We start from the raw sequence: 4,877 nt of genomic DNA on the forward strand, positions 1-4,877 counted from the left end.
ATGGTCCATCGACGGCCAGACGCACGAGGTGACGCAGCAAGGCGGACTTTCCGCCATGCACATGAGCCAGCGCTGAAAAGCGTTCGGCCAGTCTATCGTCGATGTGGGTGCTTAAGTGCTGCATGTCTCCCGTTGGCGCCAGTTGGCAAAATTCAGTCGCGACAGCTATCCCGCCCTAGAAACGTTTTAGCCAAAAAATTCGTGGGGACAACGTTTACATGTCTGTGCTGTCTCGCTGCGCTCTCGCGGCTCCAACGGCAGCTGTGGCGCATTGTATGCACCTGGCGCTAAAGCTGTTTGCGCGATTGCCGCTGATGCGTGTGGTTGTCAGCGAGGTGGCGTTTCGTTTGACGATCAGGCCGCTAACGCATGTTGAGCAGCGCCGATCCCGTCGTTTCAAGGGCAAAGGCTATTTTTTGAATGGTGTCGAGGGAAATGTTGCGCTTCTCCCGTTCGATGCCGCTGAGATAGGCCTGGGTCAGTCCGGTGCGCAGGGCAACCTCTTCCTGCGAGATAGCAAGCTCTGCCCGGCGGATGCGCATATTGCGGGCGAGAAGCTTACGCAGCGCAAGAGGGTCGAACGTGTCCATTGCGATCGGGATTCATGATCGGCTCGCCATGGCCATCTCCGGTTTTCTGTCGTTTGTACGATGCTGCCCTGAAGCATCGGTGCACAAAGCGGTATCAGGCTTCGCGATGATGTCGGCGATAAAGCGACGCGGTTTGTCCATCGCCACCCATACCTGCTTGCGGGCACGACGGGCGGGTTTTGCCTGTGTTGGCGCGTCGGCGGTCCCAGCGCCCCCGCCAGGAAGGGAGTCGATCTCGTCCGCTGTAAACGCCGCGACCGGTCGCGCCATGCCCGCTGCCAATATTTCAACGCGAGGGAAACCGATAGCCGCGACCAGACGACGTTCAAGACGCTGCTGCCTTCGGCAAAGTCGCTCGACCTCTCTTTGAGCCGCTATCCAGTCGCACCAAAGGGAGAGCACCCGCACATCAGTTTCTGCCGAAGAGGTCGCACCGCAATCAGGCGGGACATTTGCCATTTGTTCTGCCAGCCATGCCGCCGTACCCGAGAGCAAGCCTCTCCGGGTGACTAGCGACAAAGTTCTGCTATTCTCAGAATCAGCCATCGATCCGAGTTCCCTAATAACTTGGTTTATGGTCAGGCCAACAGGATGCGGACACATGCTGTTGGCCGTCTGCGACGAATACAAGCATACACGCAGACGAGTCAGCAGATCAACCGAAATGAACATATTATGGCGATATTATAAATGGACCCGATGCAATGCCGCATGGCTAGAGCTGCGTTACAGCTTGGAGTTCTGGAACTTGCGAAGCTGGCAAACGTCTCAACAAATACCATAGTGCGGTTTGAACGTGGTGAACTGCTTAGAAAGTCCACCGTCGATAGCATCAAGGACATATTCGAATCCGCAGGCGTTGAGTTCATTCCAGAAAGTGACGGCAAAGGTTTCGGTGTAAGACTTGCCAAGTCGTCCGAGCCGAGCATAAAAAGTGGGACAAAATAACGATATCGAACGATCCCAACCGTTTTTCTGCTGCTACACCAATTGATGCCGTCGCACATGAAAAGGTACTGACCGATGCAGAGCCAAACAGTTCCTGAGCCGATAAAAGGGTTCTGGTTTGGTGTCTGATCTAGCTCCACCAGAGGAACTATTGCCAAACGAGACCATTCATTGCTGGCTGGATGTCTTGCGAGCAAGTAACTAGCAGAAGGGTCTGGCCTCAAACCACGCGCCAACTTGTCACGTTCCTCGCCGATAGACGCGCTTTGATCAAGGCGCAGCAGGATCCGACGCCGCCGCCGAGAGTAAAGACCAACAGCGAGGTGATCGCCTATCAAAAACGCGATCGCAAACCATCTCGGAAGAACGATTGGGTCGAGCAACGAAGGGAGCGCAGAATGCGGGAACAGGCCGCTGCTGCCCGGTCGAATGTCGCCGGTCCGGGCTGCGATATTGAGGTCTCCGCCCTACCCGGCGACGCGCCTCAGCGGCTGTCAGGATGACATTTCTACTTTGCGAGAGATGCGACATTTCTAATTGGCCGCCACAAATTTTGTAGCGCCCATTTAGTAATGTCTCACTTGGCCCAGTTAGAGATGTCACACTGCCCGCGTGTTTGTGCGTTCCTGGCGGGTGGCTTTGCTGATGAAGGTTTTGAGTGTGAGCGAACGAGAGATTTCACGGATTGATACGCTTGGTCGGGTTCTGGAAGGACGCCTGACGATTGTACGTGGAGCGGATATTCTGAGCCTGTCGCGACGTCAGGTTCACCGTTTGCTGGCGACGCTGCAACGTGATGGACCGTCCGGCCTGGTTTCGAAGAAGCGTGGCCGCACCAGCAATCGCGCTCATTCAACGGCATTGCGTCAGCATGCGCTTGCTCTTGTGCGTGAGCATTATAGCGATTTCGGTCCGACACTGGCTGCGGAGAAACTCCTCGAACTACACAGCATGCGCATTGGCCGCGAGACATTGCGGTTGTGGATGAAGGATGCTGGCCTGTGGCTTACGCGGCGCGATCGCGGGCCGCGCATTCAGCAGCCACGATATCGTCGTGATTGCTATGGCGAGCTGGTCCAGATTGACGGTTCCACGCATCATTGGTTTGAGGATCGCGGTCCCAAATGCACGTTGCTGGTGTTTATCGACGATGCGACGAGCCAGCTTCAACACCTGCAATTTGCCGCATCGGAAAGCGCTTTCGATTATATGCGCGCCACGCGGGCCTATGTCGATCAGCACGGCAAGCCAGTCGCATTTTATTCAGACAAGCACGGGATTTTCCGTGTCTACAAGCCATCAAGGAAGGCCGAACAGCCCCCAATGACGCAATTCGGCCGGGCTCTCGCCGAGCTGAACATCGATATCATCTGCGCCAATTCGAGCCAGGCCAATTTTGTCATTCTCTGAATTCTAGACCGTGATCGTGTCGCTTGGGACGACAATCTCCGCGACCGTATAGGGCTACACCTACGCTTTCTGCAACTTTGCTTGCCCTGTGCAACACGCTCGCAACAGTAACGGCACGAGCGAGGCCCAGTCCGGCATTGTCGCTTGATCGCCCGACGAAGCTACCTGAAACCTGCACAAAGGGAACCGAGGTGCTACTGCGGGGCGTTTTCCGTCATGCATTTCAATGGTGCGCCAGCTTGACTCGGTAGCTCACGTCATCTCAACGTGTTTGTTGGGGGAGAGGATAGTATGAGCGATCATGAGTTTGGAAATATCTCAACCGATCTAAAACTCTCATTGGTTGAAGAATATTTGCACGGCTTCACGCAAGCATTGAAAGGTCAGTTTGGCGAGCTCTGGTACATTGACGCCTTCGCTGGCACTGGTGAGCGCACTGTCCGCTACGAAGGGCTGGAAGGGGGACTGTTGCCCCCAATAGAAGAGAGAATTGAACGGAGAAGGGGTTCCGCGCGGATTGCGCTTGATACGGTACCAGCGTTTGATCGAATTATATTTATGGAACAGAAGAAGCGATACTGTCGGGCACTTGCCAAACTAGCAGCTCGGCACCCTGAACGACAAGTCTGGCCTGCTGCCGGTTTTTCGGACACTGAGTTAAGCTAATTCCACCTTGGTTTCAAAATCGTTCGGGCTGAGATAGCCCAATGTCGAGTGGCGACGCCTTGGGTTGTAGAAGCGCTCGATGTAATCGAACACGTCCGCCCTTGCATCATTTCTTGTCCGATAAACCTTTCGTGCCGTTCTCTCCGTTTTGAGCGAGGAGAAGAAGCTCTCCATCGCTGCGTTGTCCCAGACGTTCCCCGATCTGCTCATCGAGCAGGTGATGCCGTGATCGCCCATCAGGCGCTGGAACTGTTCGCTGGTGTATTGGCTGCCCTGATCCGAATGATGCAACAGCGCATCCGGCTTTCCTCTGCGCCATATCGCCATGATGAGTGCATCGGTGACGAGCTGCGCCGTCATGTTCGCATTCATCGACCAGCCGACGACACGGCGTGAGAACAGGTCGATGACGGCGGCAACATAAAGCCAGCCCTCGGCCGTCCAGATATAGGTGAAGTCGGCCACCCATTTCTGGTTCGGTCTGTCGGCTTCGAACTGGCGATCCAGCACATTCGGCATGATGACAGATCGGTCGCCCGCATCTTTCGGCAGGCCGCGCCGACGTGGCCTCGCTCGGAGCGCGTTCTGACGCATCAGCCGCTCTATGCGATGAAGACCGCATGATAAGCCTTCAGCCAGCACATCATGCCAGACACGCCGGGCACCATAGGTTCTGTCGCTGGCCTTGAAACTCTGGCCAATCTTGTCCAGCAGAACCTCGTCGTAGCGAGCATGGTCGCTCGGCGGACGAGACGACGCGCCACGAGGCAGTCGAGATTATCCGTGGGATGGTCAGTGCTATCCGGCTCACTCCGAACAGTCACGGCGAGCTCGACATCGAGCTTGTCGGCGATCTCGCTGGCATCATGTCATTGGGGGAAGAGGCAAAAAATAAGCCCGGCAAATCTGACCGGGCACATTCGATATCAATGGTTGCGGGGACAGGATTTGAACCTGTGACCTTCAGGTTATGAGCCTGACGAGCTACCGGGCTGCTCCACCCCGCGTCACCATCCGGATTGACCGGATTGTTTGCCGTTTTGCCTGCTTTTGCGTAAGTGTGATCTTACTTTGTTTGACCGGCAAAAGCAAAAGGCCGCATGCGCGGCCTTTTTGATTGATGTGTCTGTTTGTTCTGAGAAGCTATGGATTGTTGCGTTTGGCAGACCTGGCAGCGACCTACTCTCCCGCGTCTTGAGACGAAGTACCATTGGCGCAGGGGCGTTTCACGGCCGAGTTCGGAATGGGATCGGGTGCGGCCAC

General features: G+C 55.7%; 3 protein-coding genes, 1 tRNA gene, 1 rRNA gene and 2 pseudogenes. 2 read left to right on the forward strand and 5 right to left on the reverse strand.

Annotated features, from left to right (window positions below; genetic code table 11):
- Nucleotides 1-362: 362 nt before the first annotated feature.
- Entirely contained in the window at nucleotides 363-590 is a 228-nt protein-coding gene (locus tag CU102_RS28025; protein ID WP_106712798.1) for a helix-turn-helix domain-containing protein, read from the reverse strand.
- Nucleotides 591-602: 12 nt separating this feature from the next.
- Nucleotides 603-1,049: a hypothetical protein gene (locus CU102_RS28030; RefSeq protein ID WP_133624815.1), complete on the reverse strand. Its 447-nt coding sequence runs from the start codon at nucleotides 1,047-1,049 to the stop codon at nucleotides 603-605.
- Nucleotides 1,050-2,180: 1,131 nt separating this feature from the next.
- Between CU102_RS28030 and CU102_RS28045 the strand changes: the two are divergent.
- Together CU102_RS28045 and tcmP are read left to right on the forward strand one after the other, a co-directional pair.
- Nucleotides 2,181-2,930 (forward strand): annotated as a pseudogene (locus CU102_RS28045) (ISNCY family transposase); the annotation flags it as partial.
- Between the two features lie 309 nt (nucleotides 2,931-3,239).
- Nucleotides 3,240-3,614, forward strand: a complete 375-nt coding sequence (gene tcmP / locus CU102_RS28050; RefSeq protein ID WP_106714322.1) for a three-Cys-motif partner protein TcmP — start codon at nucleotides 3,240-3,242, stop codon at nucleotides 3,612-3,614.
- Here the strand turns inward: tcmP and CU102_RS28055 are convergent.
- From CU102_RS28055 to rrf, 3 genes and pseudogenes are all read right to left on the reverse strand, one after another.
- Nucleotides 3,606-4,367 (reverse strand): annotated as a pseudogene (locus CU102_RS28055) (IS3 family transposase); the annotation flags it as partial. The gene tcmP and the pseudogene CU102_RS28055 sit on opposite strands and share 9 nt — an antisense overlap.
- Before the next feature lie 177 nt (nucleotides 4,368-4,544).
- Nucleotides 4,545-4,621 (reverse strand) — tRNA-Met (locus CU102_RS28060).
- A gap of 159 nt (nucleotides 4,622-4,780) precedes the next feature.
- Nucleotides 4,781-4,877, reverse strand: a 5S ribosomal RNA gene (rrf, locus tag CU102_RS28065); the annotation flags it as partial.

The sequence above is a fragment of the Phyllobacterium brassicacearum genome, assembly GCF_003010955.1.
GTDB lineage: Bacteria > Pseudomonadota > Alphaproteobacteria > Rhizobiales > Rhizobiaceae > Phyllobacterium > Phyllobacterium brassicacearum.